At 70.2% G+C, this 24,576-nt stretch carries 18 protein-coding genes; 4 read left to right on the top strand and 14 right to left on the bottom strand.

Annotated elements, in window-relative coordinates; all coding sequences use genetic code 11:
* Window positions 1-12 precede the first annotated feature (12 nt).
* A complete protein-coding gene (locus WAF18_RS05030; RefSeq protein ID WP_337244160.1) occupies window positions 13-2,130 on the top strand; it encodes a glycosyltransferase in 2,118 nt (705 codons plus the stop codon).
* Here WAF18_RS05030 and WAF18_RS05025 read toward each other — a convergent pair whose 3' ends face one another.
* Together WAF18_RS05025 and WAF18_RS05020 are read right to left on the bottom strand one after the other, a co-directional pair.
* The gene (locus WAF18_RS05025) at window positions 2,131-3,684 is read right to left on the bottom strand and encodes a hypothetical protein (RefSeq protein WP_337244159.1); all 1,554 of its coding nucleotides are present in this window, start codon (window positions 3,682-3,684) and stop codon (window positions 2,131-2,133) included. It abuts the gene before it with no gap.
* A gap of 46 nt (window positions 3,685-3,730) precedes the next feature.
* Complete coding sequence (locus tag WAF18_RS05020; RefSeq protein WP_337244158.1) at window positions 3,731-5,887, bottom strand: bifunctional (p)ppGpp synthetase/guanosine-3',5'-bis(diphosphate) 3'-pyrophosphohydrolase; 2,157 nt, start codon at window positions 5,885-5,887, stop codon at window positions 3,731-3,733.
* Between the two features lie 64 nt (window positions 5,888-5,951).
* Here WAF18_RS05020 and WAF18_RS05015 point away from each other — a divergent pair, with 64 nt between their 5' ends.
* Both WAF18_RS05015 and WAF18_RS05010 read left to right on the top strand, forming a co-directional pair.
* Entirely contained in the window at window positions 5,952-6,482 is a 531-nt protein-coding gene (locus WAF18_RS05015; RefSeq protein WP_337244157.1) for a hypothetical protein, read from the top strand.
* Between the two features lie 231 nt (window positions 6,483-6,713).
* Window positions 6,714-7,178, top strand: coding sequence for a transposase (locus WAF18_RS05010; RefSeq protein ID WP_337244156.1), 465 nt, complete (start codon window positions 6,714-6,716; stop codon window positions 7,176-7,178).
* Between the two features lie 127 nt (window positions 7,179-7,305).
* On the opposite strand, the gene WAF18_RS05005 is transcribed toward WAF18_RS05010, so the two are convergent.
* Both WAF18_RS05005 and hrpA read right to left on the bottom strand, forming a co-directional pair.
* Window positions 7,306-7,527, bottom strand: a complete 222-nt coding sequence (locus tag WAF18_RS05005) for a hypothetical protein (protein WP_337244155.1) — start codon at window positions 7,525-7,527, stop codon at window positions 7,306-7,308.
* A gap of 195 nt (window positions 7,528-7,722) precedes the next feature.
* Window positions 7,723-11,850 carry an ATP-dependent RNA helicase HrpA gene (gene hrpA / locus WAF18_RS05000; protein ID WP_337244154.1) on the bottom strand — a complete coding sequence of 1,376 codons (4,128 nt, stop codon included), beginning with the start codon at window positions 11,848-11,850 and terminating at the stop codon, window positions 7,723-7,725.
* Window positions 11,851-11,939: 89 nt separating this feature from the next.
* On the opposite strand from hrpA, the gene WAF18_RS04995 reads away from it, so the two are divergent.
* A complete protein-coding gene (locus WAF18_RS04995; RefSeq protein ID WP_183427549.1) occupies window positions 11,940-12,512 on the top strand; it encodes a Dps family protein in 573 nt (190 codons plus the stop codon).
* Between the two features lie 87 nt (window positions 12,513-12,599).
* Here the strand turns inward: WAF18_RS04995 and WAF18_RS04990 are convergent, their stop codons facing one another.
* The 10 genes from WAF18_RS04990 to WAF18_RS04945 form a co-directional block, all read right to left on the bottom strand.
* Complete coding sequence (locus tag WAF18_RS04990; protein ID WP_337244153.1) at window positions 12,600-13,979, bottom strand: dicarboxylate/amino acid:cation symporter; 1,380 nt, start codon at window positions 13,977-13,979, stop codon at window positions 12,600-12,602.
* Window positions 13,980-14,026: 47 nt separating this feature from the next.
* On the bottom strand, window positions 14,027-15,709 hold the full coding sequence (locus tag WAF18_RS04985) for a BatD family protein (protein WP_337244152.1): 1,683 nt from the start codon (window positions 15,707-15,709) through the stop codon (window positions 14,027-14,029).
* A complete protein-coding gene (locus WAF18_RS04980) occupies window positions 15,706-17,451 on the bottom strand; it encodes a VWA domain-containing protein (RefSeq protein ID WP_337244151.1) in 1,746 nt (581 codons plus the stop codon). The genes WAF18_RS04985 and WAF18_RS04980 overlap by 4 nt, the downstream gene beginning before the upstream one ends.
* Window positions 17,448-18,467 (bottom strand): VWA domain-containing protein, encoded by a 1,020-nt coding sequence (locus tag WAF18_RS04975; protein WP_337244150.1) that lies wholly within the window; start codon window positions 18,465-18,467, stop codon window positions 17,448-17,450. The genes WAF18_RS04980 and WAF18_RS04975 overlap by 4 nt, the downstream gene beginning before the upstream one ends.
* On the bottom strand, window positions 18,464-18,916 hold the full coding sequence (locus WAF18_RS04970; protein WP_337244149.1) for a DUF4381 family protein: 453 nt from the start codon (window positions 18,914-18,916) through the stop codon (window positions 18,464-18,466). The genes WAF18_RS04975 and WAF18_RS04970 overlap by 4 nt, the downstream gene beginning before the upstream one ends.
* 7 nt (window positions 18,917-18,923) lie before the next feature.
* Window positions 18,924-19,841 carry a DUF58 domain-containing protein gene (locus WAF18_RS04965; RefSeq protein ID WP_337244148.1) on the bottom strand — a complete coding sequence of 306 codons (918 nt, stop codon included), beginning with the start codon at window positions 19,839-19,841 and terminating at the stop codon, window positions 18,924-18,926.
* A 39-nt stretch (window positions 19,842-19,880) separates the two neighbouring features.
* Entirely contained in the window at window positions 19,881-20,873 is a 993-nt protein-coding gene (locus WAF18_RS04960) for a MoxR family ATPase (protein ID WP_337244147.1), read from the bottom strand.
* Between the two features lie 279 nt (window positions 20,874-21,152).
* Window positions 21,153-21,962, bottom strand: coding sequence for a hypothetical protein (locus tag WAF18_RS04955; RefSeq protein WP_337244146.1), 810 nt, complete (start codon window positions 21,960-21,962; stop codon window positions 21,153-21,155).
* Between the two features lie 173 nt (window positions 21,963-22,135).
* Window positions 22,136-24,031, bottom strand: a complete 1,896-nt coding sequence (gene pilQ, locus WAF18_RS04950) for a type IV pilus secretin PilQ (protein ID WP_337244145.1) — start codon at window positions 24,029-24,031, stop codon at window positions 22,136-22,138.
* Window positions 24,032-24,044: 13 nt separating this feature from the next.
* Window positions 24,045-24,566 carry a pilus assembly protein PilP gene (locus tag WAF18_RS04945; protein ID WP_337244370.1) on the bottom strand — a complete coding sequence of 174 codons (522 nt, stop codon included), beginning with the start codon at window positions 24,564-24,566 and terminating at the stop codon, window positions 24,045-24,047.
* Window positions 24,567-24,576 lie beyond the last annotated feature (10 nt).

Below are 24,576 nucleotides of genomic sequence, written 5' to 3'. Positions count from 1 at the left end.
GAGTTCCGACGCATGTCGTTTTCCCTGGCCGATGCGCGCTTTCGGCTCGTCCGGGCGCTCGGCCTGTTCCGCCGCGGACTCGCAAGCCTGCGCATGCGCGGGCTGCGCGCAACGTGGCAGCGGGTCGGCGCGCAGTTCGGCGTGTTCGCACCGCGCGCGCGGCAGACCCTGCTCGCCGCCGACCTGAGCGCGTTCGCGCCGTTCGACGTTCCGTGCCACGACGCACCCGCGGTGTCGATCGTGGTCCCGGTCTATGGCCACCTGCCGCAGACCCTGGCCTGCTTGCGCGCGATCGCCGCGCACCCGCCACGGGCCTCGCTCGAGATCATCGTCGTCGACGATGCCAGCCCCGACGACAGCGCGGCGACCCTGGCCCGCATCGGCGGCCTGCGCCTGCACACCATGCCGGCAAACGCAGGGTTCATCGGCGCCTGCAACGCGGGCGCGGCGCTGGCGCGCGGGGGCCATCTGCTGTTCCTCAACAACGACACCGTGCCCCAGCCCGGTTGGCTGGACGCGATGCTGGCGACCTTCGCGCGTGACCCCGATGTCGGCATCGTTGGCGCGCAGTTGGTCTATCCCGACGGCCGCCTGCAGGAAGCGGGCACGATGCTCGTGCGCGACGGCCGCGGTGAGAACCGCGGTCGGTTTGCCGACCCGCTGCATCCGCAACTGCGCTACTGCGCCGATGTCGACTATGTGTCAGGGGCGGCGCTGATGCTGCCGCGCGCGCTGTTCGAACGCCTGGGCGGCTTCGACAGCCGCTATGCGCCGGCCTACTACGAGGATGCGGATCTCGCGCTACGGGTTCACGACGCCGGACTGCGCGTGCTCGTGCAGCCCGAAGCCTGCGTGGTGCACCTGGAGGGCGTGAGTGCAGGCACCGACCTGTCGCAGGGCATGAAGGCGGCGCAGGCGCGCAACCAGCCGGTGTTCGCCGCGCGCTGGGCGCAGGTGCTGGCGCAGCGGCCCGCCGATCCGGTGGCGGCCGGTCAGTTACCGCGCGCCGGCGTGCCCCAGGTGCTGATCATCGACAGCGTGACCCCGATGCCCGACCGCGACTCGGCCTCGTTGCGATTGGTCAATCTGATGCGGCTGCTCCGCGAGGCGGGCATGCACGTGGTGTTCCTGCCGGCCGACCGCCGTCACCTGGGTGCGGCCACGCAGGCGCTGCAGGCAATCGGGGTCGAAGTCTGGTACGCGCCCTATGCCAAGAGTGCCGCGCAGTGGCTACGCACGCACGGCGGCCGGTTCTCGCGGGTGATGCTGTGTCGCCACTACATCGCGCACGAGTTCCTGCCGCTGGTGCGCCGGCATGCGCCGCAGGCGCAGGTGATCTTCGACACCATCGACCTGCATTACCTGCGCGAACTGCGCGGCGCCGAGGTCTCGGGCGATCCCGCGCTGCGCCGCGCCGCCGAACGCACGCGGGCGCAGGAACTGGACGTCGTCCGCCGCTGCGACACGACCCTGGTCGTGAGCCCGAGCGAGGTCGCCCTGCTGGCCCGCGACGCGCCCCAGGCCCGGGTGGCGCTGTTGTCGAACCTGCACGAGGTCGCCGGGCCCGGGCGACCGTTCGCGCAGCGGCACGATCTGGTCTTCGTCGGCGGCTTCCGCCATCCGCCGAACGTCGATGCGGTGAAATGGTTCGTCGGCGCGATCTTTCCGGCGATCCGCGCACGCCTGCCGCAGGTCCGCTTCCACTGCATCGGCGACCACGTCGACGACGCCATTGCCGCGCTGGCCCGGGTGGACGGCGTGGTCATCCACGGCCACGTGCCGGACATCACGCCCTACATGGACGGCTGCCGCATCGCGGTTGCGCCGTTGCGCTTCGGGGCCGGCGTCAAGGGCAAGGTGAATCTGAGCATGGCCCATGGCCAGCCGGTGGTCGCCACGACCTGCGCGGCCGAAGGCATGCAACTGCATGACGGGCACGACGTGTTGCTGGCCGACCAGGCCGACGCGTTCGCCAACGCGGTCGTGCGCCTGTACGAGGACGAAGCGCTGTGGGCCCGGCTCGCGGAGCACGGCCTGGACAATGTCCGCCGGCATTTCTCCCTCGACGCCGCGCGCCGGACCGTCCAGACGGTGTTCATCGACGGCGCCGTCGACCGCGCGCAGCCCTGATCAGCCGTTGTTGAGCGAGGCGGTGCGCAGCCGCTGCGCGAACTCGGCGTGACCCGGCACGCCCGGGTCGATCCTGCGCGCTGCCGACAACGCGGCCTGCGCGCCGGCGAGATTGCCCGCCCCCAGACGTTCGTCGCCGATCGCCAGCCAGCGCTGGGCCAGCCGCCGCCGCGCATCGCGCGCCGCAGGCTCGCCTTCGCCCAGCGCGACCCGGGCGTCGAGACAGGCATGCGCGCGCGCAAGGTTGTTGGCGCGCAGGCCGGCGTCGAAACACTGGCGGGCGCCGGGCAGCAATCGCGCCGAGGCGCGGGTGACCGCCGGATCGTCGGGCGCGAGCAAGCGAGCGGCGCGGACATGGTCGTAGGCGCTGTCGCCCGGCGGCGACATCAAATCGCCGCGCGCCTGCGCGGCGGCCGCCTGCTGCAGCAGCGCCGCAACCCGGCGTCGGCGTTCCTGGGGCGGCAATTGGGTGCCGCGGTCGGCATGCACCGCGCGCGAGCGCTCGATCCGCAGCGCGGCCGCGCGCACCACCTCGCTGTCGGGCGCCAGCGCCTGCGCCTCGCGCAGCTGCGCATCGGCATCGGCGAAGTTGAAGTCGCGGGCATAGCGCTCGGCGCGCTGCGCATACGCGGCGCCTGCATCGAGCAGCCCGCGCTGCGCAGTGGCGTCCTCGGCATCGAAGGCGAGCAGAATCCGCCATTCGGCGACGGCACGTTCGATGCGCCCGTCGGCCAGATGCGTCGCCGCACGCCGGCGCAATGCATCGAGTTCCTCGGTCAGACGTGCCTGAGTGTCGGGCAGGTCGACGTGGCCGGGATCGTAATCGCGCACCGTGGCGACCAGCGCCGCCGCGCCGCTCAGATCGCCGTCGCGCAGCCGCGCGCGTGCCCGCTCGAGCAGCGCGGCCAGCGACTCGTCGCGCCCACGCAACGCATCGCCGTTGCCGGGCTCGATCGCGAGCACCCGCGCATACAGCGGCAGCGCCGCATCGGGACCGGCATCGAGCCACCCCTGGGCCTGCGCTGCCTGGGCCTGGCGCAACAGCACCTCGGGCGCCGTGCCACCGGCCTCGAGCGCGCGCAGCCGGGCGTCCAGGGCCTCGATCGCATCGCGCGGGGCGGACAATTCCTGGGCCAGCTTGAGCGCGCGCCGGGCGGCATCGAAGCGCCGCGCCTCGACGGCGGCGCGGGCCTGGACGAGCGCCGCATCGGCGACCTGCGACAGCCCCGCGCGCGGCCGCACATCGTCGGGGTCGAGCGCCTGCGCGGCCTCGAACAGCTGCCGCGCGCCGCTGCCGTCGCCGGCATCCAGGCGCCCCTCCGCGATCGCCTGGGCGGCATCGTCGAGCAGCGCCTGCACCCGCGTCTCGGGCCACAGCCGGTCGACGACGAGGACGCGCACGCCGAACACCAACAGCGCCAGGCCGATGCACGCCGCCAGCAAGCCCCCCGGCCAGCGGCGCCACCATGGCGCGTCGGCCGCGAGCGACCGCCACGGGCGGGCAGCCAGGCGCCGGGCGGGCGCAGGTCCGTTGGAGAGATCGTCGCCGTTCACGCCGCGCAGTATGCGAGATCGAGCTGAACACCGATGTCGCGATCGTTCACGCCCGCCGCGCCAGCTCCACCCCCGGCACGCTGTCGAGCTTGCCCAGCAGCCGCGCCAGCTGGCCGTAATCGGAAACCCGCAGGCGCAGCCGCAACTGCACGCGCGAGAGCCGGTGGTGTTCGCTCTGGATCGCCAGCACGTGCACATCCTCCTGGGCGATCAGGTTGCTCAGGTCCTTGAGCAGGTGCCGGCGATCGACGGCCTCGACGACGACATCCGACTCGTGGCCGCCGCCCTGCTCGCCCCACTCGACCGGCAGTACCCGCTGCGGCTGGCCTGTCGACAAGCGCAGGAACGACGGGCAGTCGCGACGATGCACGCTCACGCCGCGCGCGCGGGTGAGATAGCCGGCGATCGGTTCGCCCGGAACCGGACGACAGCAACGGGCGACCTGCACCAGCAGGTTGTCCACCCCGACCACGCGGAAGCTCGAATCGGCCGCCTTGGGCGCGCGGCGCGGCCGGCGCAGCGGCAACGTCGGCGCATCGTCCTGCGCGGGCGCGTGACGTTCGCGCTCGATCTCCAGCAGCGCCCGGCCGATCTGGTTCGGCCCCACATCACCGAGCGCGACCGACACGTAGAGATCGTCCACGCTGCTCGCGTTGAAGCGCGACAGCACCGGCGCCAGATCGGCCTGCAGCAGACCCAAGCGGCGCAGATCGCGCTCCAGCAGTTCGCGGCCGGCCTGGACGTTGCGCTCGCGATCGAGCTTGTGGAACCAGTTGCGCACCTTCTCGCGCGAGCGCGGGCTGGCGAGAAAGCCATTGGCCGCGACCAGCCAGTCGCGCCGCGGCGACGGCAGCTTGGCGGTCAGGATTTCGACGCGCTCGCCGGTCCGCAGCACGGTATCGAGCGGCACGATGCGGCCGTCGACCTTGGCGCCACGGCAGCGGTGCCCGACCATCGTGTGCACGTGATAGGCGAAATCGAGCGGCGTCGCGCCCTGCGGCAGATCGATGATCTCGCCCTTGGGCGTCAGCACGAAGACCCGGTCCTCGACCAGTTCGGTATCGAACGCATCGACCAGGCCTTCGGCCCGTCCGCCGTCGGTATGCGATTCGAGCAGCCGCCGCATCCACTCGATCCGGCGTTCGAGCGCGGCGCTGCCGGCCGGCGCGCGCTGCGAGCCGCCGGTCTCCTTGTAGCGCCAGTGGGCGGCCACGCCCAGTTCGGACGCCTCGTGCATCTCGCGCGTGCGGATCTGCACCTCCAGCGTCTTGCCTTCCGGCCCGACGACTGCGGTGTGCAGCGAGCGGTAATCGTTGTTCTTGGGCCGGGCGATGTAGTCGTCGAACTCGCTGGGGATCGGTGTCCACAGCGCGTGCACCACGCCCAGCGCCGCATAGCAGGCCGGCACGTCGTCGACCAGCACGCGCACCGCGCGCAGGTCATAGAGTTCGCCGATCGGCACCTGCTTTTTCTGCATCTTCCGCCAGATGCTGTAGATGTGCTTGGGCCGCCCGGCAACGTCGGCGCGCACGTCCTGCGCAGCGAGCGCTTCGCCCAGTTGCGTGCGCACCTGTTCGATGTAGCGTTCGCGGCCGGCGCGCTTGTCATCGAGCAGGCCGGCGATGCGGCGATAGATCTCGGGCTGCAGATAGCGAAACGCCAGGTCCTCGAGCTCCCACTTCAGTTGCCAGATGCCCAAGCGATTGGCGAGCGGCGCATGGATGTCGCGCGTGAGCAGGGCCAGCGCACGCCGGGTCGGCTCGTCGGCGCGCACCGCCGCACGCATCTGTGCCAGTTGCCGGGCCAGCAGCACCAGCACCACGCGCAGATCGCGCACCAGCGCCAGCAGCAACCGGCGCAGGCCCTCCGGGTTGCCGCTGCCGACATGCTCGGCATGCAGCGACCAAACCTGATGCGCGGCGCGCAGACCGTCGAGCAGCGGCACCAGCGCGGGCACGCGCGCGCGCATCGGCGCGCGCCAGACCGGCACCGCATCGGCGATCGCCGCGGCGACCACATCGCCATCGGCGCCCAGCAGCGCCAGCGACGCCAGCGTGTCCTGCAGCACGCTCTCATCGAGCTCGGCCACGCCGTCGGCCGCGGCGGCCGCCTCCTGCAAGGCCGCGCGCAGGGCAGGCCCGAGCGCTGCCGTGGAAGGCAGTGCCAGCAGGCGATCCGGCAGTGGGCCGGCAGGCTCGGACATGAGGTGTTCGGGACGGTCGCAGGACCGTCTACACTAGCCCGCGACCCCGTCCGAGGAACAGAGCATGCGTGCATTCCACTGCGTCCTGATCGCCACCGCGCTGGCGGCCACTCTGCCCGCATTCGCGCAGCAGCCCCGGATCGAGGACCGGATGAGCGCCGCGGAATTCCGTGCCGCCGGGCTGGGCAAGCTCGATGATGCCGAGCTCGATCGGCTCAATGCGTGGCTGGCCCGTCAGGCCGAGGCGCCGGCCGCAACCGCAACGATGGAAGCGGGGACCGATGTCGAAGCGCGGATCGCGCAGGCACGCGAGGAGGGCCGCCGCGAGGCCGCCTCCGCCGCGACCGGGCTGCCCGCGCCTGCGCCGGCACGTGAGCCCATCGAGAGCACGATCGTCGGCGCGTTCCAGGGCTTTGCCAGCGGCCGGCAGTACACGCTCGCCAATGGGCAGGTCTGGCGCCAGATCGACGGCGCGACCCTCTCGGGCGCCCGCGGCACCGACATCGGCGTGCGCATCCGCCCGGGCATGCTCGGCGCCTGGTGGCTGAAAGTGGACGGCTACAACACCCAGGCCAAGGTCGAACGCGTCCGCTGAGCACGCCGCGCCCGGCGGCGCCGTGCGCAGCGCGCGGCGCTTGACCGGACCCGCGAGCGCACACGGCCGTCTGCGACGCCACTGCGAGCTCGAGCGCGGCACAGCCAGTGCTCCGCGTTCGCCTGCGTGCAGTGACCGGGAAGTTCCCGCCCTCGCCACGCGGCATTTTCCTAAGCGCTGCGCGGGGGATGCCCGATTCGCGTGCCACGGCGTGCGAGGCACGCTGTCGGCATGCCCAGTCCTCGCCCCCAACCGCTTCCGCGCTCCACACAAGGCACGCACTACGTGGTCACCGCGGTCACCTACGGCCGCGTGCCCTGGCTGCGCGATCCGCTCTACGCACGGATCGCGCGCCATGAGATCGAGACCTGCGAGCGGCAGGGGTGGCTACGTTCCGAAGCCTGGGTCTTGATGCCCGACCGGGTGCACTGGCTGTTCGAACTGCGCGTCCCGATGCTCGGACAGGTCGTGCAGACGTTCAAGTCGCAGACCGCCCGTGCGATCCGCGGGCATGCGCGAGGCGCGGGGTCGATCTGGCAGGCCGGCTACATGGATCGACGGCTGCGCCCGGACGCCGACCTGCGCAACCACGTGCGCGACCTCATCGCCCAACCACTCCGCGACGCCCTGGACGGACGCTTGCGCGCTCATCGCGACTGGTGGATGCGCGACACGCACGCCATCGCGACCCTGTAGCCCTCGTCAGCAGGCATGCGCTGCACGGCCGAAGTCCGGAGCAACGCGTCCCACGAAGGCGTGTAAGACGCCAGCTACTGCGCGCGCGAAACGGCCGCTCCATCGCGTGGAGCGACCGTCTCCATCGTCAAAGGTAGGTGCACTGCCCGCTCTGGTTGCAGACAGCGATTCTCCACCATCTGCCATCGACGCATTCGTAGATTGCGCCACCGTTGCGATTGGGCACGTACTCGGTGGCACCATCGTTCTCAGCCGTGCAACGGGTGGCCGGCGCCGCGATGGCAGTTCCCATCGCCCCCAAACACATCACGGCACAGACGGTCGAAATCCAGCGAACTGATGTCTTCATCGTGATCCTCCTTGAAAGTGACTACAGCGCATTGCCGCACTTCCTTCGATCCGGCACGGCTCGTCCGGAGGCGGCAAGTCCGCCGAGGCCGCGACCGCAGTCTAACAATGGGACACGTCGCGAAGGTCCTGCCCTGCCGCGACACACAAGCGACCCAGGACGTGAGCCGCCGTCGGGCATTCGATGGAAGTGATATCAGGCCGCGCGCAATACCGCGACCCGGCTTGCCAGCTTCTTCGCCGACACCCCACCCTTGGCGCCGAGCTCCTGCGCGAACAGCGAGACGCGCAGTTCCTCGATCTCCCAGCGCAATGCTTGCCATTGCGCGTCGTCGGCCAGACCGCGGGCACCGGCGTCGAGCAGTGCGTCGACGAACGGTTTGACGTCGAGCATGCGCTGCTGATCGCGCTGGGGGTCGCGCAAGGCCCGTTCTGCGCGCAACGACAGGGCGCGCAGCCAGCGCGGATACTCGGCCAATGCGGCCGCCGGCACGTCGCGCAGGAAACCGGGCGGCACCAGCGCCGCGAGCTGCGCCTGCATATCGTCGAGATTCGCCCGCGCCCAGCCCATCAGCTTCGAATCCAATCGCCCGCGGATCTCGGCTACGAGATCGAGGATCGTCTCGGCGCGCTGCAGCCGCGCCATCGCCTCGCCGAACAGGGCCTTGCCGATGGTGTCGCGATGCGCGGCAAACTCCTCGGCGTCGCGAATCGTCTCCAGACCGGCGTCGAGCAATGCGGCAAGCGCGCCCTCGACCAAGTCCTCGCGCAGCCGGTCGCCCGGCCGGTCGGCCGCACGTGGCGCCGCCGATTCGATGGCCGCATACAGCAACGCGGTCTTCGGGGCCACCGGCAACTGCTTGCGTGCCTGGCGCACGCGCTCGACGAGCGCGATGCGCAGCAGGCGGCGCACACCCTGCGGGTGCAGGCGCCGCGCCTGCGCCGGATCGGCATGGACGGCCAACGACACGCTTTCGCCGTCGTCCTGCAGCGCGGGGTACGCCGGCAACCCGCCGGCGCCGGCAATCGACACCGGCACCGGTGTGTCCGGGAATACCGTCAAGCCGCGTTGCTGCAGCCCATCGGCGGCATGGGCGGCGAATGCACGCGCCGCCTGCGCACCGAAACGCGCGCGCAGCGCTTCCAGGTCGCGCGATTCGGCCAGCACGGTGCGCGCCTTGCGGTCGCGGCCGACATCGACCAGGCGCAGGTTCGCCCGCAGGTGCGGCTCGAGCGCGGTTTCGTCGAAGTCCGTGGCCGCGATCTCCACACCGCCGAGCTTCTTCAAAAAGCGCGCCAGCGTGCCGGCGAACGTATCCGCATCGCCCTCGCGCCAGGCCTGGGCGAACGCACGCGCGAAATCGGGCGCCGGCACGAAGTTGCGACGCAGCGCCTTGGGCAGGCTGCGGATCAGCGCCGCCGCCTTGTCCTCGACGAACCCCGGCGCCAGCCACGACAACCGGGCCGGGTCGATCGCATTGAGCAGGTGCAGCGGCACCGACACGGTCATGCCGTCGTCGGGCGCGCCGGGCTCGAACCGATACGACACCGTCAGCCGCGCGTCGCCGAGCGCAATGAACGCCGGAAACAGATCGGCATCGACGCCGTCTGCGACCAACAGGTCGTCGCGGCTCCACTCGAGTGCGCGTTTGGCCGCCTCCGGCGCCTTGCGATACCAGGCGTCCAGCGCCTGGGCCGAGCGTACGTCGGACGGAATGCGCTGCGCGTACCACTGCGCCATCCAATCCTCGTCGACGACCAGTCCGCTGCGCCGCAGCTTGGCTTCCTCCTCACGCGCGCGGGCCAGCGTGCGCAGGTTGCGTTCGAGAAACCCCGCGCGCAGATCGATCTCGCCAGTCGCCAAGCCATCGCGCAGGAACAGCGCGCGCGCCTGGTCGGGATACAGCCGTCCGTAGTCCACCGGCTTTTTGGGCGCGAGCACCAGGCCGAACAAGGCAATCTGCTCGCTGCCGATCACCCGCCCTTGCGCGCGCGACCAGCGCGGGTCGTGATGACGACGCGAGAGCAGGTGATCGAGCTCGGCGATCACCCAGTCCGGTTCGATTCCTGCATTGGTCAGTGCCCAGACCTTCTCGGTGTCGAGCAGCGTCGCCGACAGCACCCACGGTGGCGGCTTCTTCGCCAGCGGCGAGCCGGGAAACAACTGGAACCGACGTCCGCGCGGCCCTTCGTACTGTCCCGAATGGCGCCCCCCGCCGGCCGGATCGGCGCGATGGCCGATCTGCGTGGGCAGTCCGGCGAGCAGTGCGCGATGCAAGGCCACGTGCGCGCGCATGGCCGCCTGCCCGCGCGCCCGCGCGTTCTCGGTCTCATCCCCGGCCGCCGCATAGGAGACGACAGACGCGTCCACCGACCAGCCCAGATCCTCGCACTGCAACTTGAGCTGCCGATGCAGTTCACGCCACTCGCGCATCCGCAAAAAGCCAAGGAAATGCCGCTCGCACCATTTGCGCAGTTGCGACTGGGTCAGGTCCTCATGCGCCTGCCGGTACGCGTCCCAGAGCCGGACGATGCCGACGAACTCCGAGCGCGGGTCGGCGAAGGTCGCATGCGCGGCGTCGGCCGCGGCGCGCTGGTCGGCCGGTCGCTCGCGCGGGTCCTGGATGCCCAAAAACGATGTAATCGCGAGCATCTCGTGCAGGCAGCCGTGCTGGTTCGCCGCGACCAGCATGCGCGCGAGCTTCGCGTCGATCGGCAACCGCGCCATCGTGCGGCCGTGCGCCGTCAGTCGGCGACCGTCGTCGATCGCGCCCAGCTCGGTCAGCTGCTGCCAGCCGTCGGCGACCGCGCGCGGATCGGGCGGCTCGACGAACGGGAAATCGGCGATCGGATCCGCAGCCGGTTGCGGCGCATCGCTGCCCCGCCGGCCGCGCCGCGCGCGCGGCTCGCCCTCCCCGCCCAGGCCCAGCGACAGCATGCGCAGGATCACGCCGGCAAGCGCCGCGCGTCGGATCTCCGGATCGGTAAAGCGCGGCCGCGAGTCGAAATCCGCCTCGGAGAACAGGCGGTAGCACACGCCCGGCGCGATGCGTCCGCAGCGGCCCTTGCGCTGATCGGCGCTGGCCTGGCTGATCGGCTCGATGTGCAGGCGGTCGAGCTTCTGCCGCGGACTGTAGCGCTTGACGCGCGCCAGCCCCGGATCGACCACGTAGTGGATCCGCGGCACCGTCAGTGAGGTTTCGGCGACGTTGGTCGCCAGCACGATACGGCGCAGCGGACCCGGGTTGAACACCCGATCCTGGTCGCGCGCCGACAAGCGCGCATACAGCGGCAGGATCTCGGTGTGTCGATACTTGCGGCGCTCGAGCGCCTGGTGCGCATCGCGGATCTCGCGCTCGCCCGGCAGAAAGATCAGCGTGTCGCCGGTCCCACGCTCGCCCATGATCTCGTCGCAGGCCGCAAGAATGCCGTCGAGCACGGAAACACCGGGATCAGCGTCGATTTTTCCCTGTCCGCGCGCCGCGCCGTTTGCAGTTGCTGCGACATTCGACACTGACCCCGGTTCTTCGCCGAGCGGGCGGTAGCGGACTTCGACGGGATAGCCGCGGCCTTCGACGTCGACGACCGGCGCGTCGCCGAAATGGGCGGAGAAGCGCGCGGTGTCGATGGTCGCCGAGGTGACGATCAACTTCAGGTCCGGTCGCCGGGCCAGCAACTGCTTGAGGTAGCCGAGCAGGAAGTCGATGTTGAGGCTGCGTTCGTGCGCCTCGTCGACGATCAGGGTGTCGTAGGCCGACAACCAGCGATCCGAGGCGATTTCCGCCAGCAGTATGCCGTCGGTCATGAACTTGACCGCGGTGTCCGGGCCGATGTTGTCGTTGAAGCGGACCTGGTAGCCCACCGCGCCGCCGATCGGTACCTGCAACTCCTCGGCCACGCGCCGGGCGACGGTGCGCGCGGCAATGCGCCGGGGCTGGGTACAGCCGATCATGCCCGCCGCCCCGCGCCCGGCCGCCAGGCACAGCTTGGGCAATTGGGTGGTCTTGCCCGAGCCGGTCTCGCCGGCGACCACGACGACCTGGTGCGCCTGGATCAGTGCGACGATCTCTTCGGCCTTGCCGGCGATCGGCAGCACTGGATCGACCGTCGCCCGTGGCAGCCGCTGCGCGCGCGCCTCGCGCCGCGCGACCGAGGCCTGCAGCCGGCTGCTGAACGCATCGCGCGCGGCCGGGTCGCCAGGCGTGCGCCGCCAGCGCGACCACAGGCCCAGCAGCGGGCCGCGATCGCGCGAGCAGGCGGCATCGACCGACGCGCGCGCCCGGCTCAACGCCGCATTCACCTCGTTGTCGCTGGAATACTCCATCACGCTTGCGAATCCGCTCCCAGGTCTCATATTCGATCGCGAAGGCCGCGTATTGTGGCCGCAATCCCATCCCACAGGAGTCGTCGACCATGGCCAAGGCCAAACCCCAACCTGCCTCCAAATCCAGCACCAAGCGTTCGTCGGTGGCGCCCGCCGTGGCCTCGCCCGATGCGCGCTCGACCGCGCCGGCGATCGATATCGGGATCAGCGACGCCGATCGCAAGCAGGTCGCCCAGCACCTGTCGGTGTTCCTGGCCGACGCCTACACGCTGTATCTGAAGACCCACAACTTCCACTGGAACGTCACCGGCCCGATGTTCAACGCCCTGCACGTGATGTTCGAGGGCCAGTACACCGAACAGTGGAACGCGCTGGACGAGATCGCCGAGCGCATCCGCGCCCTGGGCTACAACGCGCCGGGCTCCTATGCCGAGTTCATCGAGCTGAGCTCGATCAAGGAAGAGCCGGGTCTGGAGAAGTCGCCCGACTGGCGCGAGATGGTGCGCCAGCTGGTCCTGGGCAACGAAGCGGTCTGCCGCAGCGCGCGCAAGGCGCTCGAAGTGGCTGACGATGCCGACGATGATCCGACCGAGGACCTGCTGACCCAGCGCCTGCAGACCCACGAGAAGAACGCCTGGATGCTGCGCTCGCTGCTGCAGTAATGCACGTCATCCGGCGCCGCGGCCGCGCGGCGCCGGTGCAGCACCGATGGCTGGCTGCCAGGCGAGTTGCTCGGCCAGCGTGCCCTGCTAGGCCTGCGGCGGTGTCGCCTCGTCCGGGCCGTCGACCTCGCCGCGCGAGACCAGCGCGGCGATGCCCAGATCGCCGGTCACGTTGACCGTCGTACGGCACATGTCCAGGAAGTGGTTGACGCCCAGCACCAGACCGATGCCCTCGGCCGGCACACCGACCATCGTGCAGATCAGCGCCACCACCGGCAGCGAGCCCGACGGCACGCCGGCGGTGCCGATCCCGCCCAGGATGCAGACCAGCATCACCAGCACCTGCTGGCCGATCGACAGGTCGACGCCGAAGAACTGGGCCAGGAAGATCACCGTGACGCCCTCGAACAGCGCCGTCCCGTTCTGGTTGGCAGTCGCGCCGATCGTCAGCACGAAGCGCGAGACCTTGCGCGGCAGCTTGAGGTTCTCGTCGGCCACGCGCAGCGCGGTGGGCAGCGTGGCGTTGCTCGATGCGGTCGAGAACGACATCAGCATCGCCTCCTGCGCGCCGCGGAAGAACGCCAGCGGCGACCAGCCACCGAACACCCGCAGCGCCAGCGAGTAGGTCACCAGCATGTGCAGCGCCAGCGCACCGGCCACCACCGCGACGTAGGCGCCCAGGCGGACCAGCAGGTCCCAGCCGAACAGCACCGCGAGGTTGAACATGAAGCAGAACACCGCAATCGGCGCCAGCCGGATCACCAGTCCGATCAGTGTCATCGAGACTTCGAACAGGCCCTCGATGCCGCGCTTGAGCGCGGCCGCCGCCTCGGACTTGGTCAGCACCAGGCCGATACCGAACATCAGCGCGAAGAACATCAACGCCAGGATGTTGGCATTGTCCGATGCCGCGCCGACCACGTTCTGCGGCACGATCGACAGCAGCATCTCCATGCCCTTGGCACCGCTGCGGCTGTCGCTGACGATCGCCTCGGTGCGCTGCGCGCTCTCGGCCAGCAGTTGCTGGGCCAGTGCCGGATCCACGCCGGCGCCGGGGCGGAACAGGTTGACCATCACCAGCCCCAGCAGCACCGCCAGGCCCGACAGCACGATCGTCCAGGCCAGCGTGCGCCAGCCGATCCGGCCGAGCGAGGCGACATCGCCCATTTCCGACACGCCGACCACCAGTGCCGAGAACAGCAATGGCACGATCAGCATGAAGATCAGACTCAGGAACAAGGTGCCCAGCGGCTCGGTGACCCAGGCCACGAACGTCGCGACCAGCGGCCGGCATTGCCAGCCCGGTTCGGCGACGGCGCAGGCGGCCGACGCCGGATCGGTCGGCGCCCACGCCGACAGCCCGGTATAGTGAGCGAGCATGCCGAGCAGCAAGCCGGCCGCGAAACCGATCGCGATCTTCCAGTGCAGCGGCAGGCGGGCGCGGGCGGATGCGAGCGGACGGGACATGGCGTGATCGCTGCGGGAAAGCAGCGGAGGCTAGCAGGAAGCGGGTCTCAGCGCCGCGGGTAGAGCGGCGGCAGTACGGCCTCGTCCTCGGGCGTCGCCGGGCCGGCGACGCGCGCGCCAGCGCGGAAGGCCTGGCGCAGCGCGGCGCGCGCTGCCGCCAGGTCGCCGCCGCCCCAGCGCGCCCGCTGCCACTGCACGAGCGCGTCGCGCTGGCCGGCATCGCCGAGTACACGCCGCAAGGCCTCGAGGTCTGCCGCCGGCGGATCGACCAGCGCGCGCAGCGCCGCGTCGACCTCGGCCGGATCTCCGGTCTGCAGCACGGTCGCCAGTGACGGCCCGCCGCTCCGAGACCTCGGCACAGGCGCGGCGCCCGGCACCGCAGCAACCAGCCCCCGCGCGCCGGCGCGTGCCCGGCGCAGCCCATGCCAGGCCACGACGCTGGTCGCCAGCCACAGCAGCGCGAACAGCGCCGCCAGCCACGGCCAGACACGACTGACCTCCCCATCCGCTCCACGGGCGGCCGGCAAGCCCGGCGCAGTCGCCACCGTCTGCGTGTCGGCGTCGCCATCGGTGGCATCGCCATCACCGGAATCGATCGCCAGATGCAGATCCGGCGCCGCACTGGTCCGGGCGGCGCCTGCGCGGACATCCCACCATCCCACGCGAGGGCCGGCCACATGCAAGGAACCGGCAGCCCGCGGCACGATCGAGAAACGGCGGGTCATGCGCACCCGTGGGCGGCCCTCGTCGAAGCGCTCGTCGTACTGCGGCGGCTCGGCGAACACCTGCGCGCCGTCGGGCGCCGGCAAGCTGATCTCGGGCAACTGTGTGCCGACCGCGCCGTCGAAGGTCGCCTCCAGCGTGAGCGTGGTTGCAGCCCCGGCCCGGCCGCGCTCGGGCTGGTCGAGCCAGCGCAGGTCCAGATTCCGCAGCGGCAACCAGGGCTGCGGCGCCGTGCCTGGCATCGCGCGCACCGACAGCGCGGTCGCCGGGCCGTTGGCCGAGAGTTGGCGCGGTCCGCGATCGAACAGATCATCGAAGAAGCCGCCGCCGGCGCCGCGCCCCTCGAAGCGTGCACCGGGAATCGTCAGCGGCCCGCTGCGCTCGGGTACGAGCAGAAAGCGCCGTTCCACCACGTTGTAGCGACGGCCGTCGAACTCGCGGCTGTAGGTGATGTCGTTGCCGATCCGCTGCAACGATGCCCCCTCGGGCTCGGGCTGCTCGAGCTGGCCCGACACCAGCGGCACGGCGTAGTGCAGCCGTAGGGTGTAGCCGACTGCCTGCTGCACGTAGGGCATGTCGGTCTCGAGTTCGGCCTCGACGAACGCGGCCGCGCCGTCGCGGGCCGATCGCACCGGCGCCGGGCCGACCGTCAGCGACAAGGCGTCGGTGCGCGCACCACCGACCTGCAACGGCGGGACCGTCAGCCGGCCCTCGCGCCGCGGACGCAGCGCCACGCCGAACAGCGCGCGCTCGATCTGGCGCCCGTTGCGGATCTCGACCTGACGTCGGCTGGTGTGCCCGCTGAGCTCGAAATCGCGGGTCAGGCCGCTCCAGTCGGGCACGGCGACCGCTTCGTCGGTTTCGACATTGAGCGTGGTGGTCTCGCCCAGCGCGATCTGGTCCCGGTCCAGCCAGGCGCGCGTCTGCGCCTGCAGGCTCCCCGCCAGGCAGGCGAGCAGCACCGCCAGGACCACCGCCGCGCGCCAAGTCCGAACTCCGGTCGTCATCGCAATGCCTCCGCGCCGTGGCGCCGCTCGTGTTCGATCCGGAACTGCGCCCGCAACAGGCCACCCGGATCGTCGGGCACCCGCCGCAGCCAGGCCTGGTTGGCCTGCTCGCGCTCGCGCCGGGTGTCGGCGTCCTGCCGGTCGGCTGGCGCGGCGTCGCCAGGCGTCTGGCTGCCCTCGCCGGCGTCATCGAGTGCCTGCTGCATACGCTCGCGCATGGCCTGGTCGGCGCGCTGCTGCGCGGCCTCGTCGGTGGGCGGGGCGGTATCGGGGGGCGCCGGCGGCGTATCGGGGCGCGGCGCGCCGTCCGACGAGGGCGCAGGCTGTGGCGCACCGCGGTCGCCTGTCCGGCCTTCTCCCGGATCCGGGCGTCCGGACTGGCGCTGCTGGTCACGCGGCGGCGAGCGCGGATCGTCGCGGGGACCTGGCGGCGGCTGACGGCGACGCGCGGCATCGACCGCGGCGCGATTGGCCTGCGCATCGGCCATGTCCGGCTGCAACCGCAGCGCCTCGTCGTAGGCGGCGATCGCCTCGTCGAACCGCCCCAGGCGCGCCAGCGCGTTGCCGCGGTTGTAAGCAGCGTCGGCGCCCGGCAGTCCGGTCCACGCGCGCAATGCGTCCTCGTGTCGCCCGCCGCGATAGGCCGCCGCACCTTGCTCGAGTTGGGCGTGGGCAATCTGGTCGGCGCGCCGCCAGGGCGTGCCGACCGGCGGCTGCGCGGCCTGCGCTGGCAGGATCGGCCAGACCAGCGCCACCGCCAACACCGCGACCGCAGCCCCGCGCCGGAACGCCAGCAAGACCAGCGCCAGCAACGGAAGCAACAGCCAGTAGCCCTGGTCGGCGATGCGCCGGGCCTGCGCGTCGCCGTCGGCCGCGGCGCCGGCCCCGCCCGCACGGGCCTCGCGCAGGCCCAGTGCGTCGAGATCGCCGTCGTCGGCGCTCAGGCGGTGCCAGCGGCCACCTCCGGCGGTCGCCAAGGCCTGCAGCGCGGCGGCATCCAGGCGTGCATGGCGCAGCGCTCCGTCGCGATCGCGATAGGCGGCGCCGTCCGCGCTGCCCAAGCCCAGCACCGAGACCCGATAGCCCATCCGCGCCGCGGCGGCTGCCTCGCGCATCGCGGCCCGATCGGCGCCGTCGGTCAGCAGCACGATCTCGCCGCGCAGCGCATCGCCCTGGCGCAGCAGCCGCGTCGCCTGCTCGATCGCGCGATCCGCGCGCTGGCCGTCGACCGGCATGATGTCGGGCGCGAGCGCGTCGAGATACAGCGCCACATTCGCCGCGTCGTCGGTCAGCGGCGCCACCGTGTAGGCGTCGTCCGCATAGGCCAGCAACGCCACCGGCCCCTGGCGCAACGCGAGCAGGCGCGCGAGCTTGGCCCGCGCCTGCAACAGCCGTGACGGTGACAGGTCGGTCGCCGTCGTTGCCGACGACAGGTCCAGGGCGATGACCAGCGGAGTCGCCGCGACGGACGCCAACGGCACGTCGACCTGACGCCAACCTGGGCCTGCCAGCGCCAGCACCGCGAGCAGGCACGCGCACAGCCACGTGGCCAGCGCCAATAGCCCACGTCCACCGGGACGGCGCTCGAGCAGGTGCGGCAGCAAATGTGGATCGACCGCCTGTCGCCAGGCATCCTCGCCGCGCCGGCGCACCCACCAGATGCCGGCCAGCAACGGCAGCACCAGCAAGGCCCACAGCCAGGCCGGCCGAGCGAAGACCACGTCGGGCCATCCGCCGCTCATCGCGCGCCCCGCATCGGCACACGCCACGAACGCGGCACCAGCGCCAGCAGCAGGAGCAGGCAACCGGCGGCCAGCGGCCACGGATAGCGTTCCATCCGCGCGCGCAGCGCCGGCCCCGGCGCTTCAACCGGTTCGAGCCGGTCGATCTCGGCATAGATCCCGGCCAGCGATTCGGTGTCGCGGGCCCGGAATGCACGGCCACCGGTGGTATCGGCGATCGCCTGCAGCGCCGCCTCGTCGATCGCCGGCTCGCCGCCGTCGGGCAGACGGAAGCCCAGCATCTGCAAGCCGTCCTCATCGCTGCCGAAGGCGATCGTGTGCACGCGCAATCCGGCGTCGCGCGCCAGTTCGGCCGCCTTCTGCGGGCGCAGCGCACCAGCGTTGCTGACGCCGTCGGTCAGCAGCACCAGCACGCGTTCGCCTTCGCCGTCCTGTAATCGGCGCACCGCCAGCGCGATCGCATCGCCGATCGCGGTTTCGCGCCCGGCCAGACCGACCACGGTCCGGTCCAACTGCTGGCGCACGCTGTCGCGATCGAATGTCATCGGCGTGACCGCATAGGCGCGCTGCCCGAACACGATCAGCCCGATCCGGTCACCTGCCCGGCGCTCGAGGAAGTCGGCGATCACCGCCTTGGCCGCCGTGAGCCGGTCGACCGCGCGCCGCCCGATCACCATGTCCTCCTCGCTCATGCTGCCCGACAGGTCGACCGCCAGCATCAGGTCGCGCGCCGTGCGCGGCGGGTGCTCGGGCGGGCCGACGCCCTGCGGACGTGCCGCCGCGATGCACAGCAGCACCCAGGCCGCCCACAGCAGCCACGACGCCCGTGCGCCGCCGCGGCCGGCGGCCGGCGTGGCAATCGACTCGAGGCCGGCATACGGCACTCGCAGCGCATCGCCTTCGCTGCGCACCGGCGGCCACCAGCGCCGCAGCGCCCAGGGCAATGGCAAGGCCAGCAGCATCCACGGCCAGGCGAATGACGACAGCAGCCCCTCCATTGCCGCAGGCGTGCTCATCGGCCGGCCGCCATCAACGCCAGGAAGCGCGTGCGCGCGGCGTTGTGCAGCGCATCGAGCGCGTCGCCCTCGACCGTCCGTCGGAAGCCGCCGTCATGCAGTAGGCGGCCCACGCCGTCGACGAACACCGCCTGGCCACCGCCTTCGTCCAGGAACGCCAGCCAGGCATCGCCCTGCAGCCGATCGGCATCCGGGCGCACGCGCCGCGCCGCACGGCGCAGCAGCGCCGACATCGCGGCGATCCGCGCAGGCGCATCGATCGCCGCCTCGACCTGGGCATCGAACAACCGCGCCCAGGCGCGGCGCCGGCGGGCACGCCGCCAGCGCAGGCCGGCCACCACGACGAGCACGGCCACGACCGCCGCGGCAAGCCACCACCAGCCAGGCGCCGGTGGCCACCAGCCCGGGGCAGCGGTCACGTGAATATCGCGCAGGACCAGATCCGGCATCGCCATATCAGGTCGCCTTCGGTCGGCCGAATGCCGGCAACCACACGTCGCTCGGCATCTCGCTCGACAGCAGCACACAGCGGACGCGCGCCGCGCGCAACGTCGCCTGGGCCCGGGCGATCGGTTCGGCGAACGCCGCCTGCCAGCGGGCGTGCTGGGTCTCGTCGCGCAGGTCGAGCTCCACCTGCCCCGAGGACGCGGCAAAGCGCAGCCGAGCCCGGGGCGGCGCCTGTTCCAATGGATCGGTCAACACCAGCACCAAGACTTGATTGTGCGCGGCCAGCGCCTGCCACCGCTGCGCCGGCACCGTCGCAATGCTGGCGGCATCGGCCAGCACCAGCAGTCGCGCGCCAGGCCGCAGCAGCCGCCCGGCGTGATCGAGGGCGACCGCCAGCCCGGCATCGCCCGCAGGCGGCGTGGCATACCAGCGCGCGAGCGCATGCAGCACGCGCAGCGCGCCGCGACTGCCGGACGCCGGCGGCACCGGCGCCTCGTCATGCGTGCCGCGCAGCGCTGCAATGCGATCGCCGTCGGCGACGGCGGCCCAGGCGGCGACCGCCGCCGCACGCGCGGCCTGGACCGACTTGAATCGCACCCGGCTGCCCACGTAGAGCGCTGGCGCGGTATCGGCCACGAGCAGGGTCAGCCGCTCGCGCTCGGTCTGGAAGGCCTTGGTATGCGGCCGACCGGTGCGCGCGGTCACGCGCCAATCGATGTGGCGCGCATCGTCGCCGGCCACGTACTCGCGCGACTCGGCGTATTCCATGCCCTGCCCGCGCTGCGGCGATGGCGCCTGCTGGCGCAGGCCCACATGCGCGCGCCGGGCCGCGCCCTGCCGCGTGGCGCTCGCGCGCAGGGCGATGAGCTCGACCAGCGCCGGGCGCACGCCCGCCTCCGTGTCCACGGCCCCGTCCGCGTCCCGCATTGCCGAATGCCCGATCACGACCGTCCGATCCCCGGGCCGTCAGGGCAACGGGACGCGGTCGAGCAGGGCCTGGACCAGACGCTCGCCGTCCCAGCCTTCGGCGGTCGCCTCGTAGCTGGGCAGGATGCGATGCCGCAGCACGTCCGGGGCCACGGCGCGGACGTCGTCGGGCGTGACAAAGTCGCGGCCGGCGAGCCAGGCCACGGCCCGCGCGCAGCGCTCGAGTGCGATCGAACCGCGGGGACTGGCGCCCCAGGCGATGCGCGCAGCGAGGGCGGCGTCGTAGCGCGCGGCATCGCGCGAGGCCAGGACCAGTTCGACCAGATAGCGCTCCACCGGCGGCGCCACGTGCAGCGCGAGTACCGCCCGACGCGCCGCGAACAGCGCCGCGAGCGGCATCCGCTCGACCGCCTCGGGTCGCGCATCGAGTTGGGCCAGCGCCCGCTCACGCGCCAGTTGCAGGATGCGCGCCTCGGCCCCGGCATCGGGATAGCCCACGCGCACATGCATCAAGAACCGGTCGAGTTGCGCCTCGGGCAACGGAAACGTGCCCTCCTGCTCGATCGGATTCTGCGTGGCCATAACCAGAAACGGATCGGGCAGCGGATAGGTCCGGCCACCGACGGTCACCTGGCGCTCGCCCATCGCTTCGAGCAGCGCGGACTGGACTTTCGCCGGCGCGCGGTTGATCTCGTCGGCGAGCAGCAGCGGATGGAAGATCGGACCGGCCTGGAACTCGAACCGGCCATCCTGCGGGCGCCAGATCTCGGTCCCGGTCAGGTCGGCGGGCAACAGGTCGGGCGTGAACTGCAGCCGCGCGAACTCGGCATCGAGCCGCGCCGCGAGTGCCCGGATCGCACTGGTCTTGGCCAGGCCTGGCGCGCCCTCCACCAGCAGGTGGCCATCGGCAAGCAATGCCACCAGTAACCGGTCGACCAGCGCGGGCTGACCGACGATCTCCTCGCTCAGGGCCTCGCGCAGCGCGACGAAGCGCGCCTGCAACTGCCCCGGTTGTTCGACCGCATGCTCCATCGGATTCCCTGTCTCCGGCGCCCGACGCGCCGCTCGACAGTGTGACCCGAACCGGGGGGCTGGGTTCAACCCGCGTGTCCGCGCGCGTCAGCCGCCGGACATGAAAACGGGACCCTTGCGGGCCCCGTAGAAAATGCGGTCACGTCCGTCCACGGACTGCGACCGGCAATGCAGTGGTAACACTCATCATTCCAAATAAAATTCATACCATCGCCACTCTCTCATAATAAATCCTCAGAATATAGAGAGCGGGAACAGACCGACTCCAAGAGATGAGACCTACCCTCCAGAAGCTCGTTGAAATGCAAGATCAGCCACATTAAGGCCCGCATCCGACATTGAAGAACCGAAACCGGAAATCTTCACGCCGGCGCCATCACCAGAACTGCAGTAAACATAAAAATCCCACCCGCCCGGAATCGCGGTCAAATTCGGAGCATCAAAACCAAACCAGCACGCATGGTCGTAAAGGGCAAATCCCTCTGCAAATCGCCTAACAGCAACACCAAACCCAGTCGCACTACCTACTCCGGGCAACGTTGTTCCACGAATCCCGTTGTCGCAAAACATAGTCCCATAATACCCACCCGGAATTGCTTGCAGATCTGGAAGAGCTGTGGAAAAAGCGCACTGAGTACCAGTTGCTGCAAATAGCTCTGCGAACTGATACAAGTTATGACCTAGATCCGTCGCAGTTGAACCAATCCCGCCGACTGCCCCAGCAGCCGCACCAGAGCAGAAGAACCTGGTTCGAAAACCACCAGGAAAAGTCTTAAATTCTATATCCCAGTAAGCTCCAGCATTACACCCCACCCCAGTCTCGAGCGCGAGTACCCCCATCTGCTCTGCGTTACTCTTCGCATCGTTAAGAGTGGAACCTATGCCTGAGACGACCCCGACACCAGGGCAAGACATGTCTTGGATAAAACCGCCAACAAAGATACGGCTATCAAGAAAGCTACAACTAGCCGCCTCTGGACTTGCGAAATAGATTCCGCCATCTAACGCTGAATCAGCGGACGAGATTGCTGGAGCCGAAAAACAGAGCAGACCCACCAAAGAAATGTTGAAGAATCGTGCAGTTTTCATTTAAGCCTCCTTGCCCCCTGCCCGCCTTAGAACTTATCAGAAGGCGAGTTAACACGGCGCGACGCGCGCGGGACTAGGGGGCTGAAATCAATTACGCATCGACTCCAGTGGCCTACAGGCAAAAAACGGGGCCCTTTCGGCCCCCCGTGTGGCGACATACAGGGTGTCGGCGGTCAGCCGATCGGGCGCTGCGCGACGCGCATGACCTTCGGGGTCACAAAGATCAGCAACTCGGCCTTTTCCTTGGTGCGACCGCGGCTCTTGAACAGGTTGCCCAGGATCGGCAGGTCGCCCAGGAACGGCACCTTCGACAGCGAGGCGCGGTCCGAGAACTCGTAGACGCCGCCGATCGCCACGGTCTGGCCGTCGTCGATCAATACCGCCGTGGTGACGTTGCGTTTGCTGATGAGCGGCACCTCTCCGATATCTGGATACTCGATGGTATCAATCACCTCATCCTTCTTGATGTCCATCGCCAGGAACACGCGGCCGTCGTTGGTGATCGTCGGGGTGACCTTCAACTCCAGCAGCACGTCCTTGAACTGGACTGTCGGCACATTGTTGCTCTGGCCGCCGGTCACGGTGATGTAGCCGATTTCCTGACCCTGACTGATCGTCGCTTCGCGCTGGTTACTGGTGACGACGCGCGGATTGGAGATCACTTCGCCGCGCTGTTCTGCCTGCAGTGCCTGCAGCTCGACTGCCCAGTTGATGGTGTTGCCGAGAATCGTGAATGCTAGCGACGGCGCGTTGCCCGTCACCGGTAGGTTCACATTCAAACCGCCCGGGGCGCCAACAGAACCATCCTGACCAATAGGCAACGTTCCGCCGACATCGACGCGATTGTCAATACGACTATTCGTGGATACACCGAAGCGTGCGCCGAGGTTGCGTGCGAACGACTCGTTCGCGATCACGATGCGCGCCTCGATCACCACCTGGTCGACCGGCTTGTCCAGCAGATTCACCAGGCGCCGGATCTCGTTGACGCGCGAGGGGATGTCGATCACCAGCAGCGTATTGGTGCGGCGGTCGAAGCTCAGGCTGCCGCGCGCCGACAGGAAGCCGCGCTGCTGCGTGGTACCAGCCCCGGTGTTGTTGGTGTTGGCCCCCATGCCGTTCTTGCTTTCCTCGGTCAGCAGCTTGGCGATGTCCTCGGCGTTGCCGTAGCTGATCGGGATGTACTCGGTGGTCATCTCCGCGCGCTCTTCGATCGCCAGGCGCGCGTCTTCCTTGGCCTGCTCGAAGGCGGCGATCTCGGTCTGCGGGGCGACCCAGACCACGTTGCCGCTGCGACGCTTGTCGAGCGACTTGGCCTGCAGCACGATGTCCAGCGCCTGATCCCACGGCACGTTCTGCAGGCGCAGGGTGACGTTGCCGGTCACGTTGTCGCTGGCGACGATGTTGAGGTCGGATTCGTCGGCGATCAGCTGCAGCACCGTGCGCACCGGCACGTCCTGGAAATTGAACGACACCGGCGTACCGCTGTAGGCCCGCACATCCGAGACGGTCGTCGCGGCCTGGCCCATGGCCGCCGCGGCGGTAGCCGCACCGACCGCACGATCGCTCGAGGCCGCGCGCGGCACGATCTCGACGATGTAGTCGCGACCGCTCTGGTAGGCCATCGGCTCGAAGTCGCCGCGGGCGCTGAGCACGACCTGCGCGCCGTTGCCGCCCTGACGTGCATCGATGCGCTGCACCGGAGTGGCGAAGTCGACGACGTTGAGCGGCCGCTGCAACTGCGCCGGCAGCGTGGCGCTTCCCAAGTTGATGACGATGTTGCCGTCCTGCGTGCGCAGGTCGGGGGCCGCGCCCTCGCCGTCGAAGCGCAGGATCAGCTTGCCCGAGCCGCCGTCTCCACGCTTGAAATCGAGATCGGTCACCGACACGCCGGCATGCGCTGCGCCCGTCGAGGCCTGCAGCGCAGGCAGCAGCGATCCCGGTGCGGCCGGCTGCGCGGCCTGCACACCGCCGAACGTCGCCAACATGCCAATGGCCAGGCCGAACGCGCCGGCGTGGAGTGCCGACGTCCTTGCGGCCCGCGGGCTTCCCGCTTTGCTCACGGTCATCTTGCTTTCCTCGTTATTTTTCATTCAGCGCGAGCGACGCCGGGCGTTCGAGCCAGCCGCCGGCCCCGTCGGGCACCAGCTCGACGAGCTCGATACGATTCTCGGTGACCGATGTGACACGGCCATCGTTCTGCCCCAGATAGTTCCCCGGCGCGATGCGGTAGGTCACCTTGTCGGGCGCCAGCACCAAACCCAGCATGCGGGCACCGGTATTCATGGTGCCGACCATCGACATGCTGTCGAGCGGGAACTGTTCGGTGATCTCTTTGCGCCGGTTCGAGTCCGGCCGCAGCCCGGTGCCGCTGTCGACGTCGGTGAACGCGTTGCTGAAGGGGTCGCGGATGCCCTGGGCGGAGTATTCGAAGGTCTCGAACTGCTGCATCACCGGCAGCGGCTCGAGCGGCGGCGCGGGCCGCTGTTTGACCTCATCGACCCAGACCTCGAGATTGGGCGCGCCGCCGGGCTCGCTGGTGATGTCGCGCCCGCAGCCGACCGCGAGCACGGCCAGCACGGTCGTCAGCGCGCATCGGGACATCGATTTGGCG

Source organism: Luteimonas sp. gir (genome assembly GCF_037198055.1).
Classification (GTDB): domain Bacteria; phylum Pseudomonadota; class Gammaproteobacteria; order Xanthomonadales; family Xanthomonadaceae; genus Luteimonas; species Luteimonas citri_A.
The sequence above is the reverse complement of the archived record's forward strand: the minus strand, read 5'-3'. Positions and strand labels throughout refer to the sequence as shown.